We start from the raw sequence: 21,205 nt of genomic DNA, 5'->3' as shown, positions 1-21,205 counted from the left end.
TCCAGGAATTGGCGACATTGTGCAGACGGCAGTATCGGAAAAAGAGCAACTTTTGATATCTTCACTCATGCATTGTATCTGGGCCGCCGAGGTCCCTCCATGCCGGTGATCCTCCACAGATAAGCTGCTCGTGCCTGTAAAACATGAGCGTCAGCGCTTTTCAAATGGAGTGAATGCGGCCATAGTCGCCGCGTTCGAATTGGAGGATAAAATGAAAAAAATTCTGATCGCTGCAGCACTGGCATGTGTTGCGCTTGGGTCAGCGGCGCATGCTGAAGGAACTCTGGACAAGATCAAGTCCACGGGCAGCATCACGCAAGGTGTAAGAGAGTCGTCCGGGTTGGCTTATACGCTCGGCAATGGCGTTTACACCGGTTATCACTACGACGTCTGCCAGAATATTATCGCCGACATCAAGAAGAAACTTGGCGTGGAAAAACTGGAAATCCGCTATCAACCGGTCACATCACAGAATCGTGTGCCACTGGTTCAGAACGGCACGGTAGATCTCGAATGCGGATCTACAACAAATAATACTGCGCGGGCAAAAGACGTTGCATTTGCTGATACAGTCTATGTCGAGGAAGTGAAAATTGCCGTTCGGGCGGACTCGAACATCAGCAAGCTGGAGGACCTTGCCGGAAAGAACGTAGCAACCACGACCGGTACCACGTCGGTGCAGACTTTGCGCAAAAACAAACGCGGCAAAGACATCACCTTCAATGAAGTTTACGGCAAAGATCACGCCGACAGCTTTCTGCTTCTGCAGAGCGGCCGCGCTGATGCTTTCGTGATGGACGTGTCGATCCTGGCCGCCAATATTGCCCGGGCACAGAAGCCGGCAGATTTCAAGATTTTGCCGGAAGTCCTGTCAGTCGAGCCTATTGCCATCATGATCCGCAAGGACGATCCCGAATTCAAGAAGGCGGTCGACGAAAGCATTGTGGAGCAGATCAAGGCAGGCACCATTGCCAAGCTCTATGACAAGTGGTTCATGCAGCCGATTCCGCCGAACAATGTTTCGCTGAACATGCCTGCTTCGGAAGCAACCAAGGATGCCTGGGCTAATCCAAACGATAAGCCGACTGAGGAATACAAGCAGCCGGGTCAATAAGACCGGATTGTCAAAAACCTGAGTCTGGATAATCTGGACGCGGTAACCCCGGTGGATATCGCGTCCAGAGTGGTTTAAAAGGGTCATCCTTTGATGACACGCCAAACGGCTTGATCGTAGGTACTGTTGAGGGAAACATCTGGTCGCTGCCGCCGCTTCATTCGGGCTGGCCAGTTGCATATGTGGGCGAGAAATAATGACATATTGGCAGAACGTGTGGGATCGCTGGCAGTTTCTTTGGGAGGATAGAGGCGACGGTGTCACCTACTTTCAATGGATGCTGTCTGCCTGGGGATATACGGTTGCGGTGGCAGCTACCTCCCTCGTCATCGCCCTGGTATTCGGCATCCTCATCGGCACGTTGCGCACGATTTCCGGACATAGAATTATCTCTATGTTCGCAGCGACATGGGTCGAGCTGTTTCGCAACATCCCCATTCTCGTTCAGCTCTTTATCTGGTTCTTCGTGATTTCAGAACTGGTCCCGGGTATGAAGAGCTTGCCCGGCTTTGTTCTTGCCTGCTGCGCACTGGGTTTCTTCACCTCAGCCCGCATTGCCGAACAGATACGTGCGGGAATTCTGGCTCTGCCGGCCGGCCAGCGCAATGCGGGCCTCGCCGTCGGCTTCACCCAGTTCCAGACCTATCGCTACGTGATACTGCCGCAGACTTTCCGCATCATCATTCCCCCGCTGACGAGCGAAGCGATGAACATCGTCAAGAACTCGTCGGTAGCCTTTGCGGTGTCGATTCCAGAACTGATCAGCTTCGCCATGCAGACGCAGGAAGAGACCTCGCGCGGGATCGAAGTCTATCTGGCAGCCACGTTGCTGTATGCGTTGACCGCGCTCATCGTTAATCAGGTCATGTCCTTCCTTGAGCGGCGGACGCGTATACCGGGCCTGACGCCCCAGGCACAGGGGGCGCATTGATGTCTACGCTTGATTTTTCGTTCTATACCTGGGCCAACATCAGCAATTATCTGATCAGCGGCCTCTATTTCAGCATCTCGCTCACGATCGCCGCCACGATCGGCGGCATCGCTCTGGGAACAGTCATTGCGCTGATGCGCCTGTCCAACATCAAGCCGTTGGAATATGTGGCGACCTGGTATGTCAATATATTTCGCAGTGTACCGCTTGTGATGGTGCTCCTGTGGTTTTTCCTGCTCGTTCCCTCAGGCTTTTACGATCTGTTTCCGGGTGAAACCGGTCAAAAATACCGGGCTGAAATTTGTGCCCTGATTACCTTCATCATCTTTGAAGCCGCATTCTTCAGTGAGATCGTGCGTGCCGGCATTCAATCCCTGCCACGCGGGCAAACGAATGCGGGACAGGCTCTTGGCATGACCTATGGGCAGAATATGCGCTATATCATCCTGCCTCAGGCGATCCGCAACATGCTGCCGGTCTTTCTGACTCAGACGATCGTGCTCTTTCAGGATACATCACTGGTCTATGCCATCGGCGCCTATGACATTCTCAAAGGGTTCGAGATCATGGGCAATACATTCGGCAGGCGGATCGAAACCTATCTTCTTGCCGCTGTGGTATATTTTGCGATCTCGTTTACCCTCTCCATGCTCGTAAAGAGCCTGAACCAAAAAATCCGCATCGTGCGCTGAACTGAAGGACATCAATCACAATGATCGAAATGAAGAGCGTTTCCAAATGGTATGGCGCGACTCAGGTCCTCAACGACTGCTCCGTCAAGATCAACAAGGGGGAAGTCGTCGTCGTTTGCGGGCCGTCCGGTTCAGGTAAATCCACCCTGATCAAGACCATCAATGCGCTGGAGCCTATCCAGAAAGGCGAAATCTGGGTTGACGGCATCGCTGTCCATGACCGGACGACAAACCTGCCGAAGATGCGCAGCCGCGTTGGCATGGTCTTCCAGCATTTTGAGCTGTTCCCGCATCTGTCGGTGGCGGACAATCTTACGATTGCCCAGGTAAAGGTGCTCGGCCGCAAGAGAGACGAAGCCAAGAAGCGCGGACTGCAGATGTTGGAGCGCGTGGGCCTCATCGAGCACCAGCACAAGTTCCCTGGACAGCTGTCGGGCGGCCAGCAGCAGCGTGTCGCCATTGCGCGCGCCCTGTCGATGGATCCAATCATCATGCTTTTCGACGAGCCGACATCGGCTCTCGATCCGGAGATGGTAGGCGAAGTGCTCGATGTTATGGTCGGACTCGCTTCTGAGGGCATGACCATGATGGTGGTGACGCACGAAATGGGCTTTGCCCGCAAGGTTTCGAACCGTGTCATCTTCATGGACGTCGGCGGGAAAATCCTTGAGGATACAACCAAGGACGAGTTCTTCGGCAATATCGAGCAACGCCAGCCACGCACGCGTGAATTTCTGAATAAGATTTTGCAGTATTGAGGATGGTGTAAGCTCCGTCCATGAATGGAGCTATTGCTCACTTCAACGCATGAGGGCTCTTAATCAGTGGAAATTGCGTCACCGCTGCGGCCGCTAAAAGGCCGTATCCGGCAAGCTTTGTCCTATAGACTTACCTGACACTATCTGATCGACTCTATTCGTTCTGCTCTTTTAAAAGCCATATTTAAGATTAATTAACTACGCGCAACGAGCAGGATTTTAATGCCCGTCTGACGATAATTTTTGAATTTTTATGGACATTTTATTTAATGACTTTCCCATTTTGCCGAGTGGCAATTCCTTGCGCGTTATTTTTCGGACTGACTGGCTGTATTGAGGTAGGGCCCGACTACAAAACGCCTGCGATGAACCTGTCTTCAGTCTGGAGCGGCCAGAAATCTACCCCGGTCAAGCCGGCGCAATTGGCGCAGTGGTGGAAGCGTTTCAATGATCCGGTGCTGGACAATCTCGTTGAACAGGCCGTGCGCAACAACAATGATGTGGCTCTGGCCAAAGCAAGAATTCGCGAGGTGCGTGCGTCCTACAAGCAGACCGGCGGTGCGTTTCTTCCTTCAGTCGATGGCACCGGCAGTGCAACGCGCGCAAAAGGTTTGGGCGGCGGTGAAAATACGGCTCTGAACCTCGGTTTCAATACCAGTTGGGAACTTGATTTGTTTGGCGCCAACAGACGTTCGATCGAAGCCGCGCGCTACGGCCTTGATGCCGAAGAAGAAAATATGCATGCCGTTCTGGTCACGCTCATCGGCGATATCACCAGCAATTATGTGCAACTGCGCGGAGTGCAGGCGAACATAGCTCTGACGGTGCGGACCGTCGCATCCCAACGCAAAACCGCAGCCCTTACACGGGAGCGCTTTAACGCCGGTGATATATCCGCGGCAGACCTTGCCAATGCCGAAGGGCAAACGAGCCTCACGGAAGCCGGTCTTTCGGATCTCAACACATCGTATGCGCAGAATCTGCATCGCTTGTCCGTATTGGCAGGTCTGGAGCCCGCAGGACTTACCCAGATTTTGCAACAGCCAAAGCCGATTCCTGCGGTTCCTGGTGTTGTAACCACAGGCGTACCGGCCGATCTGTTGCTGAACCGTCCAGACCTGCGCGTCGCGGAGCGCAATTTTGCGCGTTCCACAGCGCTTGTCGGCCGCAGCGAGGCAGCGCTTTATCCAAGTGTCAGTCTGACCGGCAATATCAGTATGGCTGGAAACCAAATCGGTGATCTGGGCAAGGGATCGACAATCAGCTGGGGCTTCGGGCCAAGCCTCACCGTGCCGATCTTTAGAGGGGGGCAGCTGAATGCAGCAGTTGAGGGCGCCAAGGCAGCGCGCGACCAGTCTTTCATCAGCTATCGCAAGGCCATTCTGGCTGCGCTGGAAGAAGTCGAAAATGCCAGCGTTGCACTGAACCAGCACCGGACGAAATATGTGAAACTGCAAAGTGCCGTCCGGTCATTCAGAAAAGCAACGGACCTCTCCCGTACACTGTATCAGGGTGGTTCAACGAGCTTTCTGGATCTGCTGACGGCGGAGCGGTCGCTGTATGGATCGGAACAGAGTTTGATTCAAAGCAGGATCGGCCTGTTACAGGACTATATCAATTTACAAAAAGCACTTGGGGGTGGTTGGGACGGTGTGATCAATTCTGGTTCACCTGTTATTCAGGATGGCTATACCGGGCCGCATCTTGTTGCAGAAAACCCCAAAAATTCATTTTGACGATAAAAATTTTCAGCGGAAATCCGCTGAGCAATGAGGCTTTGATGAACAGTACTATAAAAAAACCACGCGGTTCTGCCAGAAAGAAATGGCTGATCCGCTTTGGTTTCCTTGCAGCGTGTGTTGCCGTTATTTTCTATTTTTCCGCCAGTCATTTCAGGACTGTGCCTCCGGCGCTGATGACCTATAGCGTTCGCAAAGGCGATATTGAGTCCACTGTTCTGGCGACAGGAGTTTTGAAACCGGCACATCTGGTTGCAGTCGGTGCGCAGGCTTCGGGCCGGGTCCTGTCGCTTAAATTTGCAGTGGGGCAAAAGGTCAAAAAAGATGATCTGATTGCCGAAATCGATTCAACGACGCAAAAGAACGATCTGCGAAAAGCTCAAGCCGAACTTGTACGCAATCAGGCAAACCGTGCTGAGAAAGTTGCGAGGTTACAGCTTGCACAGCAGGATATGACCCGCCAGGACCGCATGATTTCCCAGAATGCCATATCCAGGGCGGATTATGATAAAGCCGTCAGCGCCGTAAAATCCGCAGAGGCGCAAATCGCGTTGAGTGACGCCGAGATTGTCGTAGCGAAAATTGCAGCCGAAACGGCCGAAGCCAATCTTGGGTATACCCAGATACGCGCACCCATTGACGGAACCCTGCTTGCAACGGTGGTTCGGGAAGGTCAAACCGTCAATGCGGTGCAGTCGGCACCCACGATTGCGATCATAGGTCAGCTCGAGACTATGACCGTTGAGGCGGATATTTCCGAAGCCGATATCATCAATGTCAAAGAAGGTCAGGACCTTTATTTTACGATTCCGGGCCAAAGTAAAAAGCGGTATACGGCCAAGCTTGAAACTGTCGAACCAGCACCGCAAACGATTGTCAGCGACAAGAGCTTCGGCAACGGTAATTCGACTGGAGGAAGCGGCACCAGCACCTCATCGGCGATCTATTACAAAGGCATATTCAATATTGACAATGCCGATGGCTTTCTCAAAACCTATATGACTGCCGAAATTCACATCGTTCTCGGCAGTGCCAAAGACAAGTTGATCATACCTTCTGCTGCACTTTCCCCTTCCGCCAATCCGGGAAAGGAAATGGTCCGCGTTGTGGCAAAAGACGGCTCGATCAGCCAGCGAGAGGTGGCAACCGGCCTGAACGATAAAATATTCGTCGAAATCCAGTCCGGCCTGACGGAGGGAGAGGCCGTCGCCACCGGCGACAACTCCATGCCTGCATCCGGGGCAAGCGGTCCTGACGGGGCTAAGGGTGCCTGATATGAACACGCAGCCCTTGATCTCCCTTGAACATCTTTACCGCCATTATCCCTCGGGCGACGGATTCACGACGGTGCTGGAAGACATCAACCTGACCATTTCAAAAGGCGAGATGGTGGCGATTGTTGGCGCCTCCGGTTCCGGCAAATCGACACTGATGAATATTCTAGGCTGTCTGGATCGTCCGTCAGAAGGCAAATACCGCATTTCCGGGCGGGAAACGTCCGATCTGGATTCCGATGAACTTGCGCAATTGCGGCGTGAGCATTTCGGCTTTATCTTTCAGCGTTATCATCTGCTCAACGAATTGTCCGCCGTCGGCAACGTCGAAATACCGGCAATTTATGCGGGACAGAACCGGGAGAACCGGCAGGAAATTGCCTCCGGCATTCTTGGCCGTCTGGGTCTGTCAGACAAGCTGAATTACAGACCCGGTCAATTGTCCGGCGGACAGCAGCAGCGCGTATCCATCGCCCGTGCACTCATCAACGATGCCGATATTATTTTGGCCGATGAGCCAACCGGTGCCCTGGATAAACATAGCGGCGAGGAGGTTCTCAAAATTCTCGAGGAGCTGCACGGTGACGGCAAAACCATTATCATTGTTACCCATGATCACAACGTCGCTGCGCGCGCCGAGCGCATTATCGAGATCAGCGACGGCGTAATCATTTCTGACAAAGATAATACCGCAGTTGGTGTTTCCTCTGTACAAGACAGGGCCAACGGATCGGGCGTGCAAATGATAAAGCAACGCGGCATGGCAGGCTGGCGGTCTTTCGCCGACCGGTTTAACGAAGCGCTTCTTATGGCCTTGCGTTCCCTGAGCACACACGGTTTGCGTACCTTTCTGACGATGCTCGGCATCATTATTGGAATTGCATCTGTGGTATGTGTTGTCGCGCTCGGAAAAGGCTCAAGCGAACATATTCTCAAACAAATCAGTGATCTTGGCACCAATACTTTGGAAATATATCCCGGGCGCGGTGCTGGCGACCTTGATTCCGGCCGCGTAACGACGCTGACGACTGCCGACGCACATGAACTTGCCAAATTGCCCTATATTGTAGCAGCGACACCCGCTGTATTGACTATGTCAACGGCGCGTTTTGGACACATGGAAGCCAATGCGACGCTCATGGGTGTGAGTGACCAGTATTTTCTCACGCTTGGCAGCAAGCTTCTTGAGGGCCGGTTCTTTGATGAGCAAAGCGTTCTCGACAATGCCCTTGATGCGGTGATTGACGAAAGTACACGTAAGACATTGTTTGCCGGCTGGCAGGGAAGTGTCATCGGTCAGGTGGTCATCCTGAAAAATGTTCCAGTGAGGATCATTGGAATTATCGAGTCTGACCGGCGGGGCTTTGATGCAAGTGAGCAACGCTTATCTTTCTATCTGCCCTATACAACGATACAGACACGCATAACCGGGACCTACTCTCTTCGCAGCATTACTGTGCGGGTTCAGGACGACACTCCCATGGAAATGGCGGAGACAGGCGTCACGGCATTTCTGAGCCAGCGCCATGGCGAGAAAGATTTCGGCATTTACAATGCCGACCAAATTCGAAAAACGATTACAAAAACCACGCAGGCTCTTAGTCTTCTTGTCGCGTCCATTGCATTCATTTCCCTTGTTGTCGGCGGCATAGGCGTGATGAACATCATGCTGGTTTCGGTCACAGAACGTATCAATGAAATCGGTGTTCGCATGGCTGTCGGCGCAAGGCGCAGTGATATTCTGCAACAGTTCCTGATTGAAGCCGTTCTTGTCTGTCTGATTGGCGGCATGGTAGGAATTGCCGTCGCTTTGGGGTTTGGCTGGCTGTTCCGCCAGTTCAACACGCCGTTCGAGCTGGCTTATTCCCCGGCTTCGATCATTGCCGCTCTTGTGTGCTCAAGTGTCATCGGTATTTCTTTCGGTTTTCTTCCGGCACGTAAAGCATCGAATCTTGACCCGGTGGCATGCCTTGTCCGTGATTAGATGAAAGCGATCCTTTCGAACCGCATCAGGGTTGTCGATTTTGGCTAAAGTGTCATATAAGTGTTACGTGCTAGTGTCATGTAAATATCAAATACAAATTGAATCTTAAGCGGATTTTTGTGCCTATATTCCGCATTGTAGTATGAATATTATTTATACTTCATATAACTTTTGGTTATGTGATTGATTATTTTTGCTTAAAATATGAAATGTATCTGATTATATCTTTGGAGATTGGAAATGTTGAGAATATTATTGTCATTATCTGCAATTATACTCATGAGTGGTTGCAATAACTCAAATAAATCCTCATCCGCTGATACTTCAAAATCACTGTTTGACGTAAGCGACGATACGGCGCCTGCCATAAGCAAGGCGCCTGAACAACCCCAGACAGTGCAGATTACCCCTGCAGGAAAGCCGGAAAGCGTAGTTCCCGGCAAGGGGACATCACCGGCGGATATTTGCGAATAAGCAGACATTGTCTCCCGGCTTCAGTACTGCTCGGTCCGGATATCCATGGCCATTTTATACAAAGCCGAACAATTCAACGTCTCATAATTTCCATTCATTTCAGGACATCAATCATGGATAGACGCGATTTTATCAAGATGCTGGGCATAGCCGGGGTTAATGCCGCCGCTTATGCAGCCTGTTCGAGCTACATGCAGGAAGCACTGGCGGAGTCGAATGTCGTGAACGACATGCTGACTGCTTCCGTACCTTGCCAGAAGGGATCGCTCAAAGATATTGAGCACGTGGTTATCCTGATGCAGGAAAACCGGTCTTTCGATCATTATTTTGGCACGCTTCGCGGTGTCAGGGGTTTTGGCGATCCACGCCCGCTCAAACTGAAAGACGGCAATCCGGTCTGGTCACAGGCGCAAGCTGACAAGACTGCCCAGAGGATAGGACCCTACCGTTTGCCCAAGGGTGCAAATGCGGAGGAGAAAGATTCAGGAAATGTCTTCTTGCAGGATCCCGCACACAATTATACCGATGGTCTGCGCGCCTGGAACAGCGGCCTTATGGATAGGTGGATTCCTGAAAAGGATATCGTCACCATGGCGCATTATGTGGAAGACGATATTCCACTCTATTTCAAACTCGCCAAAGCTTTCACGATTTGCGATGCCTACCATTGTTCGCTGAATGGCCCGACCGACCCGAACCGCAGTTATCTTTGGACAGGCACCTCCCACGGCGAGACGAGCAATACTTTCTTCAGTTGGGGCGTGGGTGATCCCAAATGGAAGTCGTACCCCGAGAAACTGGAAGAGTTCGGCGTTGACTGGAAATTCTACCAGGATGGCTTGCACTGGACGTTTGCCGATGCTTTCGCCGGTAATTATGGCGACAACACGCTGGAATATTTTAAACAATACAAGGACAAGACGACTTCGATCTACGCAAAGAACCAGAGCGTGAACTCGGTGTTGCGGACCGACGCAAACGAGCCATCGCAACTGGAAAAGGATGTGGTCGCCGGTAAGCTCCCGGCCATTTCATGGATCGTTGCACCCGAAGCCTTTACCGAGCACCCCAAATGGCCGCCGCACTTTGGCGAATATTATTTGAATGAGATTTTGCGGGCTCTCATCGCCGACAAGGACGTTTGGAGCAAAACAGCTTTGTTCATTACCTATGATGAAAATGGCGGATTTTTTGATCATATGCCGCCTCCCGTGCCGCCTTTGAGTGCAGCAGAGGGGTTGGTGACACCTGATATTACACTGACGCCGCCCACGTTAAAGTTTGATGCGAACTCGGAAAATAGTGCGGACAGCACGCCTCTGGGGATGGGGGTCCGCGTTCCCATGCTCGTCATCTCCCCTTGGACGGTCGGCGGGCGGGTCTGTTCAGAAGTTTTTGATCACACCTCCGTCATCCGTTTTCTCGACAGATGGCTGATTGCCCGCAAGGTGCAGCCGGAAGGCACCCCGGCCTTCGAAAATATCTCGTCATGGCGGCAAGCCATGAGCGGTGATCTGACCAGCGCATTCGATTTCGACCGGCAGATACCAAAGAACGTGGGCAATCTAATCGACGCCACAAAGCCGGTCAAAGTTTTCAACGGTGACGACAAAACCAAGGCGAATAACGCGCCGGGACTTCGTCCTGATATCAACACCGTTAATGCCGATCCCGAAATAAAAAATCCCGTGGCCAGCAAACAGGATAAGACGCGTTGCGATTTGTTGCCTCTGGCCTATGATTTTAAGGTTCTGACGAATTTCATTACCGTGAAGGGTGTGAAAAAACTCAACTTCTCCTTCAGCAATGCCAGCAAGCTGGGCGTGGCATTCTATGTCTATTCCTATGAGGGCACACAGGACAAACCACGGCTTTACAGTGTCGCGGGCGGCGGCAGTGTCGAGGCGCCTATGCTTCTGGCGGATAGTTTGGATATAGACGGCACCAATGGCGCTTATCATTACGTGGTTCATGCACCCAATGGTTATTTGAATCAGCTGCGGGGAACTACCGGTAGCGGAACCCAGATGGCGCTGGCAGACATTATTGACGTGAAATCGGTTTCGGATGGCCAGACTGTCCGCTTTGCTTTTGGCAAGTGGCCCACAGCCAACGGCAAGCTGAAAATGGTCAACGCCTATACCGGTGACGAAAAGACGGTCAATGCCGGCGACCTCAGCATCGATGTTCCGACCAAGGACGGCTGGTACGACGTGTCCTTTGCCGATGCGGTGAACGATTCGACCTATCTGCGCCGCTATGCCGGTCATCTCGAGAACGGCAAGATCAGTAAAACCGACCCGGCCATCGGGTTGATTTACGACGAGGAAAGCCGCGTTTATCAGCCGGCAGCAATGGCTTAATGTTGCAGCACAAAGAATGTTGTGGGGCGTCGCACATATGACACTAACCCCCACTTTACAGATGCGGCGAGGTCTCGCCGCATCTGTAGCTCTGCAACTTGGTGAAGATGTCTGGTTGCTTCACGTGCCGCTCAGCGGGAACAAAGATCAGCTGCGGGGCTGCAGCAGCGCCAGAGCGATTGTCGATGCGGCAAGGATAGCCGTAAGGGTCAAGGGACCCGTGGCGCCATACGTATCCACGACATAGCCACCGGCAACCGCGCCGATAGTAATGGCGACCTGGAAAGAGACAACCATCAGGCTGCCAGCCGCTTCCAGCGCGTCAGGTGCCGCGCGGGACAGATTTGTCGGCAACACCACCGGTGCCATGCCGAAGGCAAGGCCCCACAGCGTAACGAAGCCGAAAGCAACACCGATATGCACGCCCCAAAGTACCAAAGCGAGCGCCGCAAACGCCATTAAAGTGGCAGTAGCCGCAAGGGCCATGCGGATATCGGCGTCGGCCATGCGGCCACCGGCAATATTACCAATTACAGCAGCGATGCCAAACCCGAGCAGTGCCAGGGCAATTGGCCCTGTTGTAAGGAGCGTAATGTGTTCAAGGAAAGGGCGCACATAGACTGAGCCAGCAAAATGCCCTGTCATCAGCAAAAGGATAGCAAGCATCCCGAGCTGAACGCCGCGCCGCCGGGCTAGCCGAAAGACATCGGCAAGACTGTTGCTTGTGGTCGCAGGCAAGGTTGGCAGGCTGAGAAACTGCAGTACCATCGCAAGCGCGGCCAGCCCTGCTGTCATGGCCATGGCGCTGCGCCAACCTATCCAATCGCTGATCACTGCACCCAGTGACGGTGCGGCAATGGTGGCGAGCGAGACGCCAAGGGTAACGATAGCCATGCCCCGGCCTGTCGCATTGGCGCCAACCAGCCTTGCTACAACGGCAACTGAAAGTGCCCAGAATGCGCTGAGGGCGATGCCGAGCCCAGCCCGGCCTAACAACAACAGCCAGAAATCGGTGGCCAGTGCCGCAAGAATATTGGAGCCGATCGCCAGGGCGCTGAGACCCACCAGCACAGTTTTGCGGTTCAATCGGCCGATGAGAACATTGCTCAACAAGGCCGTGACGGCCCCCACAGAAGCGGTCGCAGTGACGACCTGTCCGGCCGTTCCCTCACTGATGCCGAGATCGCGCGCCATTGGTGTCAACAGGCCTGCCGGCAGGAACTCGGCCGACACCAGAGCAAAGCTGGTGGCTGCCATGGAAAGGACCGCGAACCAGGTGGCCGCGCTCCATGCGGTTGGCTCAAGGTCCATTGCCGCGTCTTCAAGCTGTAATGTCGTGTCAGTCATAGAAGTATCTCCAAGGTTTGGAGATCTTTATAGACGAGTCGTCTCGGATGATATGTGTCTTATAATCCGAAATCCATGTCCATTCGTCCGGAAATTGTGCGGCGCACAACGCCTGGCGGTACGCTGGTGATACGCTTGAACGCACGTGCGAACGACGCCTCGGATTCGTAGCCTAAACGGGTAGCGACCTCGGCAACCGACATGCCGCTTTGGCCTAACAACTCGCGGGCAAGCTGCATACGCAGACGAGCGAGATAGCGGGCTGCGCCTTCTCCTAAAACAGCGCTGAAGCGCTCCGCAAAAATCGAGCGGGACTGACCCGCCAAACTGGCAAGGCTTTCGAGGGTCCAGTTGTGGCCGGGATCGCGGTGCATGGCTGCCAGAACGCGGCCGATATGAGGATCGCGGATGGCTGCGAGCCAACCAGTTGTCGAGGCTCCGGTGCAGTTGACCCAGCAACGAATAAGCCGCGCTGTGAGCAAGTCCGCCATACGTGATAAGATGGTTGCGCTACCCATCTGCGGTTGAGCGGCCTCAATCGTCATGGCTGCAAGCAAGGGACCGACAATCGGGTCATTGCCGGCCACGTCGCAACCCTTGATGATTGGCGGCATCAAAGTGATCAAGGGGTTGAGCGCACAGGCACCCAGGGACATGGAACCGCAGAACAGGGTGCTTGTCGCGCCCGTTCCTTCCCGTACCACTTCACTGACATTGCTCCCCAACTTGGTCACCTGACAACCCTTGAGCGAGTCGCCCACAACGTCCGGCGCACTGGCTAGCCGGTGGGCGATGCCTTGTGGCAGCAGCACCAGATCGCCATCGCGCATTTCCTCCCAGCCTTGCGCTTCAGTGTGGATCCAGCATGGACCCTGACTGACAAAGTGAAAACGAAGCAACGATTGTTGCGGAAAGGCGATGCTCCACGGATGTCGCAGTTCGCAGCGGCCATAGTTGACACCACTCAAGCGAAAGTCTTGCAGGACTTCGCTTAGTGCATCCATCGGGATATGGGACGGTGAAGACGGTCTGGACGAATGGTCAGGCATTTGCTCAATATATATGCTGAGCGTCCGGCAGGCAAGTGGGGCCCGCTGTTCTTCGCGAATCCCCACATTCTGCATTGTCCACCTCACTGCTTCGCGTCAGGCAGCGCGCATCGACAGCTCGATATTGTCCGGGAAAGAAGTCGAAATGTACCCGTGGACAGGCGAGCGAACATATTGGAGATATTCTGGACAATAGTCTACGTTATCGGCGATTACGAGAGCGCCGGGCCGCAGACGGCTCTCAACCAGCGACAAGATTTCCGTATAGAGCGACTTCGCACCGTCCAAGAGCACCAGATCGATCCACTCCGGAAGATTTGCGCTTAGCGTCACCTTCGCGGAATTCAATGAGGTCGATGAGGCCACCGTCTACAAGGTTTTGGCGCGCCCGAACGACCTTCGAGGTCTCGAACTCACTGGTGATCAGATGACCACCACCATTATCCCGCAGCGCAGCAGCGAGATAGAGCGTCGAAATGCCAAAGGATGTTCCAAATTCCACGATGGTCTTGGCCCGGCCACTTCGCGCCAACATGTAGAGTAGTTCGCCGGTTTGCCGGGAGACGGGGAGCCATAGATCCTTAAGGCGTCCATAGAAGTCGCGATACTCCGTTTTGCTGTGCATGAGGCGTTCACGTTCGCTTTCCGGCAGTCCGGCAACAGCAGGGCTCGTGGCGGCCTCAGCTTCTTCGAACAGCCGGTCGAGGAGGGGTGCAAAGGGTGTGGTTGTCAGGGTGTTCATTTTAAATCCTTCATCGCGCATTATTGCGTTGAAAGAAAAATACGACTAATTCGTCACTTTCGCTAATCGCATTCAGGATCACCAGAATGACCAACCGCCCAAGTGCCCGGATTTCCTCAAGAAAAAAGCCGAAGCAAGCTCGTTCAAATGATCTGGTGACAGCTGTTCTTCAGGCGGCTGTTCAGGTTTTGGCACAGGAGGGAGCACAGCGTTTTACCACCGCCCGGGTGGCTGAAAAAGCAGGTGTCAGTGTCGGGTCTCTCTATCAGTACTTTCCCAATAAAGCAGCGATCCTGTTTAGACTTCAAAGCGATGAATGGCGGGAAACATCGAATTTGCTTGGTGACATTTTAACCGATCAGTCGCGAGATCCATTGGAACGATTGCGATCCCTGGTGCATGCCTTTATCCGTTCCGAGTGCGAGGAAGCTGCCGTGCGCGTGGCGTTAAGTGACGCTGCCCCTCTCTACCGGGATGCGCCGGAAGCCCATGAGGCAAGACTGGCTGGCGATCCGATCATCGAACGGTTTATGCTGGAGGTACTTCCGGAGACTTCGGACAAGATCAGGCACCGGGCAGGAGGCCTGATCTTGACGACGATGCGCACCGTCGGGAAGGAATTTTCTGAAGAAACCCGCTCTGATGAGGAGATCCAAGCCTATGCAGACGCAATGGCAGATATGTTCTGCGCCTATCTGCAACGGCTAGGTGGGAAATAGCGAAAAGGCAGACTAAAATTTTGAAGGGTAACGTCACAATATAAGCGTGGAGCAACTCCCGAAGCTGGGTCGCAATTACGCTCCGATATGGGAAAGCTGTTCCCCGAACTTCGCAAATGGGACCGAAAATCGCTTGCTGCTTTTTAACGGAAAAGTTTGTCCTCTAGACCGGTTCTAAGTTTTTACAATATATTTCAGTGATAGCAAGAGTAATTCTCCATGATATAAAATAGTATACCAATCGATATTTAAAATTTTGAAATAAATCAGAAATAATAGCACCGCATTTCGATATGATATTATTATATTGCCGCAATTGTTCCCGCATATAATTTGATTATACTGTTAATCCAAGGGATCAACGGGGTGGCACATGACAAAGATAGTGGGCACTGAAGGAGACGATATTCTGGCCGGGACAAGTCAGAATGATAGTATCCTGGGTCTTGGCGGAAATGACCATATTGATGGCGGCGCTGGAAACGACTCTATCTACGGCGGTACTGGCGATGACATTCTGACCAGTTCCAGCGGCTATGATCGCCTTGATGGAGGCGAAGGAAATGACCGCCTAGAGCTCGTCGGTGTAGGCGGAGCCGTGACGGGCGGTGCGGGCGTAGACACACTTTCGATCAACCTTTCCAGATTAAGCGCGCCCGTCATATTCAATGGACAGCAGCGGCACGCCATTATCGGCAATGGCGCGGCGAGCGAACAGCAGATTTACTTCAGCGACATCGAAAAGCTTGAACTGACAACAGGACGCGGTAATGACCACATTACCGGCCTTGCGGGTGACGACTACATCCACGCAGGGGATGGTTACGACACGATCATCGATACAAGTGGCGCCAACCGGCTTTTTGGCGGTGCAAATAACGACTCCATTTTTACGACACTCTCTTCTGCGGAAATTGACGGCGGCAGCGGCGACGCCGATTTGCTCTATCTCTCCGATTCCTGGAGAACCGAGGATGTCACCGTCGATTTTGCGCAAGGCACGGCGTCAACAGGAGTAATCATCCGCGGTTTTGAGAACGTTAATGTTGAACTTGGCAGCGGCAATGATACGATCATCGCCACGAACGTCTCGTCTTCCACGCTTCGCGGCGGCGAGGGCAACAATCACATGGAAGGCAGCCGTGGCCAAGACTACATGATAAGTGGGTCTGGTAATGATGTCATGATTGGCGGTGATGGTTATGACATTATTACCAGTGTCGGAGGTACTGATCTTCTCATCGGTGGCAATGGCAACGACACAATACATGACGCAAGCCTCAATGCGACTGATGGATTTACCACGATTGACGCGGGAGCCGGGGACGATTTGATCCAAATCTATTTTCCCGAAGGCAGCATTGACGGCGGAGACGGCATCGACACACTTGCCATGTATTTCCAGGGCATCACTGCGCCGATAAATTTCGATGCCGCGGCCGGTATCGTCGACACGACGCTTACCTTTTCCGATGTCGAGATTTTTAAGGTGGAAAGCGGATCCGGCAACGACACTTTGCGTGGCGGCGCCTATGGCGATTTCCTTGCTGGCAATGTTGGTGATGATTTCATTACAGGCGGAGCAGGCAACGATGAGTTGTGGGGAGGCACGGGTGCGGACACGATGGCGGGCGGAGACGGCGCCGATACATTCCGATATTGGTCCGATACATATTTTGGCACGGGCATCGATCATATCGAAGATTTCGATGTTAATAGCGGTGATGTCCTGAGGATCATCGGACCTGCTACCAGCACAACACGCATCCACGACTTTGATAGTTTTATGGCCGCATCCACACAAACTCCAGAAGGGGTTTATGTCGCGTTCAACGGTTCAGCCACCTATGGCATTCTTCTTGAAAACACCACGCTCTCCAGCTTCACGGCTAATGATCTTGTATTTACGTAAGGCAACGCGACCCGGCTTGCCCACCAAGCGCGTGTGACCAGCCGGGCCATGGCTACGATCCTGCAAATGCTTTATCTGGAACCACGACGAGTTTGCCGACAAAGGCCTTTGCCATGAAATCGGTCTGTGCCTTATGAAACTCTGACAGGCAGTAAACACCGCCGACAAGCGGTTTGATCTTGCCGTCTTCGATATAACGCACGATACGGCGAAAATCGCTGCGGGTTCCCTGCAATGGCTCCGGCCGTCGTATAGCGGCCTTCAGGGCGCAAAACCCGCAAGAGATCGTTGAACATCGCCCCGCCGACAAGGTCGGCAACAACATCAACGGGTTTTCCGCCGAGTGCTTTATCGACCGACATAACAAAATCGCCTTCGCCTCGAGTGATCACAGCTTCAGCGCCGATGTTAAGCAATGCCTGTTCCTTGCCTGCGCCGACAATTGCATAAGGGATTGCACCACGCGCCCTTGCCAATTGAACAATACCTGAGCCAACACCACCGGATGCGCCTGTAACGAGAACCCGCTCGCCAGGTTTCAGCCCGGCGCGTTCAAGCATCTGTTCACCTGTCAGATAGGCACAGCAAAAGGTTGCCAGCTCCACATCGCTCATATCCGTATTGACGACGTGCGCATTTTCAGCGGGCACCGCCACATATTCCGCATAGCCGCCATCACGGCCATGACCGATATAATCGATATCTGCCAAGCTATCGTCTTCGCGGTTGTAGATGGAGAAATCCACCATCATCCGTTCACCGACGCGGCTCGGCGACACATCTGGTCCAACAGTCGCGATACGGCCGACAATATCCGTGCCCTGAATACGCGGGAACGTCAGTGTCGGCTCCTGACGACGCCAGCTCGAAACAGCCCCGGCATCGTCTTCGGTGCCATAGGCACCCTGTCTCACCCACACATCCGTATTGTTCATACCGCAGGCGGAAATCTCGATGAGAACTTCTCTGGCGGCTGGCTGCACGACCGGCACATCAGTCCGGTAGACGAGTTTATCGAGATCGCCGTGCCCCATCAGGAGCACAGCCGCCATTTTATCGGGAACAGTCGTCATAACAATTGCCTCAGAGCGTTTTAGCGACAGTCTCAATAGCGTCGACTGCGGCCTTCACCACGATATCAGCCTCCTCAACGGTCAGGCACAGAGGTGGTGCAAAACCAAGAATATCGCCCTGTGGCATGGCGCGTCCAATGACGCCGCGCTCAGCGAGCGCAGCCGCGATTTGCGGACCGACTTTCTGTGAAGCGTCAAAGAATACGCGGTCGTCCTTGTCCTTGACGAACTCCACTGCTGCCAGCATGCCATCACCACGGATGTCACCAACAATCGGGTGGCTTCCCAAAGCGTCTGTGAGGGCCTTGCGGAAATAAGCGCCGGTTTCTCCTGCATTGGTGACCAGATCAAGTTTGTCGATCAGTTCGAGATTGGCAACACCAGCCGCAGCGCAGATGGGATGTGCCGAATAGGTCCAGCCATGACCCAGCGATCCCAGCTTGTCTGAGCCTTCAACCAGTACCTGCCAGACCTTGTCGCCAACGATAACGCCGGAAAGCGGCGCATAGGCTGAGGTGAGCCCCTTGGCGATGGTGATCAGATCCGGCTTGATACCGTAATGGTCGGAGCCAAACATTGTGCCGAGGCGGCCAAAACCGGTCACCACCTCATCGGCGACCAGCAGAACGTCATACTTGTTCAAAACAGCCTGGATTTTCTCCCAATATCCAGCGGGCGGCGGTACAATGCCGCCTGTCCCGAGGATCGGCTCTCCGATGAATGCCGCAACCGTTTCAGGCCCTTCCGCTAGGATCATTTGCTCGAGCTTGTCGGCACAATGCTGAGAGAATTGTTCCTCGCTCAGGGAGCGGTCTTCGCGGCGGAAGTAATAGGGTGCTTCCGTATGCAGGATCGGCGCACGTGGCAGATCAAACGCATTGTGAAACAAATCAAGCCCGGTCAAGCTCCCTGTCATGACGCCCGAACCGTGATAGCCGCGCCAGCGGGAAATGATCTTCTTCTTTTCCGGCCGTCCAAGGACATTATTGTAGTACCAGATCAGCTTGATGTTGGTTTCGTTGGCATCCGAACCGGACAGGCCGAAATAGACCCGGCTCATGCCTGCCGGTGCCCGGTCAATGATCATCTTGGCCAGTTTGATCGAAACTTCGGTGCCGTGGCCAACATAGGCATGATAATAGGCCAATTGCTTTGCCTGCTCGGCAATCGCATCGGCAATTTCCTGGCGGCCATAGCCGACATTGACGCAATAGAGCCCGGCAAAGGCATCAAGGCTTTTGCGACCGTTCACATCGAAAATATAAGCGCCTTCACCGCCCGCAATAACCCGCGTCGGGCTTTCGCCGCGCGCATGGGTTCCCATATGGGTCGAGGGATGGAAGAAATGGTCGCGGTCCCAGGCGTTGAGTTCGTTCGAACGGTCCAACATGTGCATTGCTCCTGCTTGTCGCCTCAGCTTGCTTCGAGGCAGAGATATTTGAGTTCCGTGAAAGCCTCGATGCCGTGGCGCGATCCTTCGCGGCCGAGACCGGATTGCTTGATGCCGCCGAAGGGGATGGGGGCACCGGTGATCTTCACCCGGTTGATGGCGACCATGCCGTATTCAAGCGCCCGCCCCATGCGCAGCATGCGCTGACCATCACGGGTGACGACATAGGCGACGAGCCCATATTCCGTATCGTTGGCACGGCGAACAACGTCGTTCTCATCATCAAACACGGTGACGGCGGCAACCGGTCCGAATGTTTCCTCGCGCATGATAAGCGCGTCATCCGGCACGTTGACCAGAAGTGTGGGTTCGAAGAACAAGGGGCCGCTTGCATGGCGTTGCCCGCCTGTCACGCATGTGGCTCCACGTTCGAGCGCGTCCTCAATTTGCTCCTCGAGCTTTTTCACCGCGCGCTCATGCATCAACGGCCCGATCTCGACACCATCAATTATGCCGGGGCCGACTTTGAGAAATGCGATTTTCTCGGCAAAAGCGGCGACGAATGCATCATGGATAGGCCGCTCTACATAAATGCGGTTGGCTGCCAGACAATCCTGACCGGAGGTGGCGAACTTCGCGCTGATGGCAATATCGACAGCACTACCCAGATCGCTATCTGCGAAAATGATCAGCGGAGCATGCCCGCCCAACTCCATGATCAGGTTTTTCATCGTTGGCGCACATTGCGCCGCAAGCAGGCGACCAACCTCCGTTGACCCGGTAAAGCTCAAAGCGCGGACACGTGGGTCCTCGCAGAGTTTTCCGACGATAGCGGCAGCTTTACCGGTGACGACGTTAAACACACCTGCCGGAATGCCAGCGCGTTCGGCCAGCTCAGCCAGAGCCAGCGCTGACAAAGGCGTTTCGGATGAAGGGTGGGCCACAATCGTGCAACCAGCGGCAAGCGCAGCCGCAGCCTTGCGTGTCAGCATGGCCGACGGGAAATTCCATGGCGTAACAATGCCGACAACACCGATTGCTTCGCGGCTCACCAGCATATGTGCGCCCGGCAAATGGCTGGTGACATTTTCAGCGTTCAGCCGTTTGCCTTCCTCGGCGTAGAACTCGATAAACGACGCAGCATAGTCAATCTCACCACGGGATTCATCCAGCGGTTTGCCTTGCTCCAGCGTCATGATCAGCGCCAGATCTTCCTTCGCGGCGAGCACAAGATCGTACCATTTGCGCAGGATGTTCGCCCGGTGTTGCGGAAGCATAGCGCGCCATGAAGTGAGCGCGCGCGATGCCGCATCAATTGCATCGGCGGTTTCATCTGCTCCCAAATGTGCAACCCGGGCTACAGGCAAACCGGTGGCTGGATCTCGCACCTCGAACGTCTGTCCGGTTGAATGGGCAGTCCAGTGGCCGTCAATGTAGGCAAGTTCGCGCAGCATGCGGCGATCTTGCAGGCGATCAAGCATGTCATGGTGTTCGGGTCGTGCAAAATGGGCAGACATTGGGCTCTCCCTGAAATTACCCGCGAATGCTCGCTCATAGTGGCAGGAGAGATTGACCTTATCGGTCAGTAAAATGAGAGAGATTGCCTAAAACAGCCGGCTGTTTCAGAGAGATCGACTGTGTGCC

At 53.9% G+C, this 21,205-nt stretch carries 14 protein-coding genes and 2 pseudogenes; 10 read left to right on the top strand and 6 right to left on the bottom strand.

What is annotated here, in order from left to right:
* Positions 1 to 211 precede the first annotated feature (211 nt).
* The 8 genes from HB779_RS21285 to HB779_RS21250 all read left to right on the top strand — a co-directional run bounded on the left by HB779_RS21285 (position 212) and on the right by HB779_RS21250 (position 11,329).
* On the top strand, positions 212 to 1,114 hold the full coding sequence (locus HB779_RS21285) for a transporter substrate-binding domain-containing protein (protein WP_188346336.1): 903 nt from the start codon (positions 212 to 214) through the stop codon (positions 1,112 to 1,114).
* Between the two features lie 196 nt (positions 1,115 to 1,310).
* Entirely contained in the window at positions 1,311 to 2,045 is a 735-nt protein-coding gene (locus HB779_RS21280) for an amino acid ABC transporter permease (RefSeq protein WP_188346335.1), read from the top strand.
* Complete coding sequence (locus HB779_RS21275; RefSeq protein WP_188346334.1) at positions 2,045 to 2,737, top strand: amino acid ABC transporter permease; 693 nt, start codon at positions 2,045 to 2,047, stop codon at positions 2,735 to 2,737. Before HB779_RS21280 ends, HB779_RS21275 begins: the two co-directional genes overlap by 1 nt.
* A gap of 20 nt (positions 2,738 to 2,757) precedes the next feature.
* Positions 2,758 to 3,495 (top strand): amino acid ABC transporter ATP-binding protein, encoded by a 738-nt coding sequence (locus HB779_RS21270; protein ID WP_188346333.1) that lies wholly within the window; start codon positions 2,758 to 2,760, stop codon positions 3,493 to 3,495.
* Positions 3,496 to 3,764: 269 nt separating this feature from the next.
* Positions 3,765 to 5,231 (top strand): efflux transporter outer membrane subunit, encoded by a 1,467-nt coding sequence (locus HB779_RS21265; protein ID WP_188346332.1) that lies wholly within the window; start codon positions 3,765 to 3,767, stop codon positions 5,229 to 5,231.
* Between the two features lie 44 nt (positions 5,232 to 5,275).
* Positions 5,276 to 6,508 (top strand): efflux RND transporter periplasmic adaptor subunit, encoded by a 1,233-nt coding sequence (locus tag HB779_RS21260; RefSeq protein WP_188346331.1) that lies wholly within the window; start codon positions 5,276 to 5,278, stop codon positions 6,506 to 6,508.
* Between the two features lies 1 nt (position 6,509).
* Complete coding sequence (locus tag HB779_RS21255; RefSeq protein WP_188346330.1) at positions 6,510 to 8,492, top strand: MacB family efflux pump subunit; 1,983 nt, start codon at positions 6,510 to 6,512, stop codon at positions 8,490 to 8,492.
* Between the two features lie 587 nt (positions 8,493 to 9,079).
* A complete protein-coding gene (locus tag HB779_RS21250; RefSeq protein ID WP_188346329.1) occupies positions 9,080 to 11,329 on the top strand; it encodes a phosphocholine-specific phospholipase C in 2,250 nt (749 codons plus the stop codon).
* Between the two features lie 147 nt (positions 11,330 to 11,476).
* On the opposite strand, the gene HB779_RS21245 is transcribed toward HB779_RS21250, so the two are convergent.
* The 3 genes and pseudogenes from HB779_RS21245 to HB779_RS21235 all read right to left on the bottom strand — a co-directional run bounded on the left by HB779_RS21245 (position 11,477) and on the right by HB779_RS21235 (position 14,467).
* Positions 11,477 to 12,676, bottom strand: a complete 1,200-nt coding sequence (locus tag HB779_RS21245; protein WP_188346328.1) for an MFS transporter — start codon at positions 12,674 to 12,676, stop codon at positions 11,477 to 11,479.
* 59 nt (positions 12,677 to 12,735) lie between these two features.
* The gene (locus HB779_RS21240) at positions 12,736 to 13,725 is read right to left on the bottom strand and encodes an AraC family transcriptional regulator (protein ID WP_188346327.1); all 990 of its coding nucleotides are present in this window, start codon (positions 13,723 to 13,725) and stop codon (positions 12,736 to 12,738) included.
* A 96-nt stretch (positions 13,726 to 13,821) separates the two neighbouring features.
* A pseudogene (locus HB779_RS21235) lies at positions 13,822 to 14,467 on the bottom strand (O-methyltransferase).
* An 86-nt stretch (positions 14,468 to 14,553) separates the two neighbouring features.
* Between HB779_RS21235 and HB779_RS21230 the strand changes: the two are divergent.
* Together HB779_RS21230 and HB779_RS21225 are read left to right on the top strand one after the other, a co-directional pair.
* On the top strand, positions 14,554 to 15,186 hold the full coding sequence (locus tag HB779_RS21230; RefSeq protein WP_188346326.1) for a TetR family transcriptional regulator: 633 nt from the start codon (positions 14,554 to 14,556) through the stop codon (positions 15,184 to 15,186).
* A 373-nt stretch (positions 15,187 to 15,559) separates the two neighbouring features.
* Entirely contained in the window at positions 15,560 to 17,098 is a 1,539-nt protein-coding gene (locus HB779_RS21225; protein WP_188346325.1) for a calcium-binding protein, read from the top strand.
* Between the two features lie 52 nt (positions 17,099 to 17,150).
* Here the strand turns inward: HB779_RS21225 and HB779_RS21220 are convergent.
* The 3 genes and pseudogenes from HB779_RS21220 to HB779_RS21210 all read right to left on the bottom strand — a co-directional run bounded on the left by HB779_RS21220 (position 17,151) and on the right by HB779_RS21210 (position 21,078).
* Positions 17,151 to 18,171 (bottom strand): annotated as a pseudogene (locus HB779_RS21220) (alcohol dehydrogenase family protein).
* A 10-nt stretch (positions 18,172 to 18,181) separates the two neighbouring features.
* Positions 18,182 to 19,561 carry an aspartate aminotransferase family protein gene (locus HB779_RS21215; protein ID WP_188346324.1) on the bottom strand — a complete coding sequence of 460 codons (1,380 nt, stop codon included), beginning with the start codon at positions 19,559 to 19,561 and terminating at the stop codon, positions 18,182 to 18,184.
* Between the two features lie 23 nt (positions 19,562 to 19,584).
* The gene (locus HB779_RS21210; RefSeq protein WP_188346323.1) at positions 19,585 to 21,078 is read right to left on the bottom strand and encodes an NAD-dependent succinate-semialdehyde dehydrogenase; all 1,494 of its coding nucleotides are present in this window, start codon (positions 21,076 to 21,078) and stop codon (positions 19,585 to 19,587) included.
* Positions 21,079 to 21,205: the final 127 nt, after the last annotated feature.

The sequence above is a fragment of the Phyllobacterium sp. 628 genome (genome assembly GCF_014189505.1).
Lineage (GTDB): Bacteria > Pseudomonadota > Alphaproteobacteria > Rhizobiales > Rhizobiaceae > Phyllobacterium.
The sequence above is the reverse complement of the archived record's forward strand: the minus strand, read 5'-3'. Positions and strand labels throughout refer to the sequence as shown.

Coding starts and splice junctions, on each gene's coding strand:
- HB779_RS21225 (WP_188346325.1), top strand. CDS start 15,560: ATGACAAAGATAGTGGGCACTGAAGGAGACGATATTCTGGCCGGGACA.
- HB779_RS21275 (WP_188346334.1), top strand. CDS start 2,045: ATGTCTACGCTTGATTTTTCGTTCTATACCTGGGCCAACATCAGCAAT.
- HB779_RS21215 (WP_188346324.1), bottom strand. CDS start 19,561: ATGTTGGACCGTTCGAACGAACTCAACGCCTGGGACCGCGACCATTTC.
- HB779_RS21250 (WP_188346329.1), top strand. CDS start 9,080: ATGGATAGACGCGATTTTATCAAGATGCTGGGCATAGCCGGGGTTAAT.
- HB779_RS21270 (WP_188346333.1), top strand. CDS start 2,758: ATGATCGAAATGAAGAGCGTTTCCAAATGGTATGGCGCGACTCAGGTC.
- HB779_RS21240 (WP_188346327.1), bottom strand. CDS start 13,725: ATGCCTGACCATTCGTCCAGACCGTCTTCACCGTCCCATATCCCGATG.
- HB779_RS21210 (WP_188346323.1), bottom strand. CDS start 21,078: ATGTCTGCCCATTTTGCACGACCCGAACACCATGACATGCTTGATCGC.
- HB779_RS21255 (WP_188346330.1), top strand. CDS start 6,510: ATGAACACGCAGCCCTTGATCTCCCTTGAACATCTTTACCGCCATTAT.
- HB779_RS21260 (WP_188346331.1), top strand. CDS start 5,276: ATGAACAGTACTATAAAAAAACCACGCGGTTCTGCCAGAAAGAAATGG.
- HB779_RS21245 (WP_188346328.1), bottom strand. CDS start 12,676: ATGACTGACACGACATTACAGCTTGAAGACGCGGCAATGGACCTTGAG.
- HB779_RS21285 (WP_188346336.1), top strand. CDS start 212: ATGAAAAAAATTCTGATCGCTGCAGCACTGGCATGTGTTGCGCTTGGG.
- HB779_RS21280 (WP_188346335.1), top strand. CDS start 1,311: ATGACATATTGGCAGAACGTGTGGGATCGCTGGCAGTTTCTTTGGGAG.
- HB779_RS21265 (WP_188346332.1), top strand. CDS start 3,765: ATGACTTTCCCATTTTGCCGAGTGGCAATTCCTTGCGCGTTATTTTTC.
- HB779_RS21230 (WP_188346326.1), top strand. CDS start 14,554: ATGACCAACCGCCCAAGTGCCCGGATTTCCTCAAGAAAAAAGCCGAAG.